The sequence below is a fragment of the Alphaproteobacteria bacterium genome, assembly GCA_040905865.1.
GTDB lineage: Bacteria > Pseudomonadota > Alphaproteobacteria > UBA8366.
On record JBBDQU010000021.1, the window covers coordinates 1 to 1492 of the forward strand.

A 1492-nucleotide genomic window follows, 5' to 3' on the forward strand; every position below is an offset into this window, starting at 1 on the left:
GCCTAACGAATGAAAGGGACTTCCCCGTCCCGAGGTAGCGGCGGAAGCCGCGAACGGCAACAAGTGCCATGATGGAGTTTGGTCATTTCATCAACACCGCGAAAGGGGAAGTCCATGAACATTATCACCGTAGGAATCGATCTCGCCAAGAACGTATTTGCCGTGCACGGCGTCAATGATAGCGGCAAGCCGGTGCTGGTCAAGCCGAAAGTGCCGCGCGCGGAATTGCTGTCGCTGATCGCCAACTTGCCGCCGTGCCTGATCGGCATGGAAGCCTGCTCCGGCGCACACCACTGGGCGCGGCAGTTCAGGCAGTACGGCCACACCGTCAAACTGATGGCGCCGAAGTTCGTCGCGCCCTACCGCATGACCGGCAGGCGCGGCAAGAACGATGCGGCGGACGCTGCCGCCATCTGCGAGGCCGTCACGCGCCCCAACATGCTTTTCGTCCCGGTCAAGGAAGAACACCAGCAGATCATTCTGTGTCTGCATCGCACCCGGCAGGGATTCGTCGAAGAGCGCACCGCCAGCTACAACCGCCTGCGCGGCCTGATAACCGAATTTGGCATCGTCCTGCCGCAGAAAGTCACCTGCCTGCGCCGCGAGATCGGCGCACACCTGGAAGACCTGCCGGGCTACGCCAACCTGTGCGTGGGCGATTTGCTGGCGCATGCCGACGAACTCGACAAGCGCATCGAAGAGTACGACCGCGCCATCGCCAAAGCCGCCCGCGACGACGCGCGCAGCAAGAGGTTGATGCGGCTCCCCGGCATCGGCCCGGTCACCGCCAGCGCATTGCTGGCCAGCATCGGCGGCGGCCATGACTTTAGCAGCGGACGCCAGGTGGCCGCGTGGATCGGACTGGTGCCGGGACAACACAGCAGCGGCGGCAAGGCGCGGCTGGGGCGGATCACCAAGGCCGGGGATAACTACCTGCGCAGCTTGCTCGTGATGGGCGCACGGGCGGTGCTCAACAGTCTGGGCGACAAGCAGGATCGTTTCAGCCGCTGGGCCAGATCATTGCAGGAGAGGCGCGGCTACTGGCGCGCAGTGATCGCCATCGCGGCGAAGAACGCGCGGCTGGCGTGGGCGGTGTTGAAGTATGGGGAAGATTTCAAACTGGAGTTGATCAAAGAGTGAAAACCAAAACCGTCTGCCAAAGAAAAGAAAACTGAAAGGAATATACGCGCCGCCGGGCGGCGACTAAAGAATCACCGATGCACTGCAGCGTTGATGTGAAGCGGGTTGGACCCGCGCCGGGAGAGCCTGATCAATTTACTGGGGAGCAGTAGAACCCGACTAACGATTGAGGTCCCGGCGCGCGTCTTTCATCAGGGTCCGGGTGTATGCCCAACATGACCGTTTGTAGTTTAGCAGTCCTTCACCTTCTCGCACGATGCAAGCAGCGCGACTTGAAACGGAACAGAACAGGAAAAAGCAATGAACTGAAAAACATCAACAGCACTTGCGAATTTGGGGAAGCCCTTGTAGT

General features: G+C 60.8%; 1 protein-coding gene. It reads left to right on the plus strand.

Annotation, left to right across the window (positions count from 1 at the left end; translation table 11 throughout):
• The first annotated feature begins 114 nt into the window (after nt 1–114).
• Nucleotides 115–1140 carry an IS110 family transposase gene (locus WD767_04160; GenBank protein ID MEX2615269.1) on the plus strand — a complete coding sequence of 342 codons (1026 nt, stop codon included), beginning with the start codon at nt 115–117 and terminating at the stop codon, nt 1138–1140.
• Nucleotides 1141–1492 lie beyond the last annotated feature (352 nt).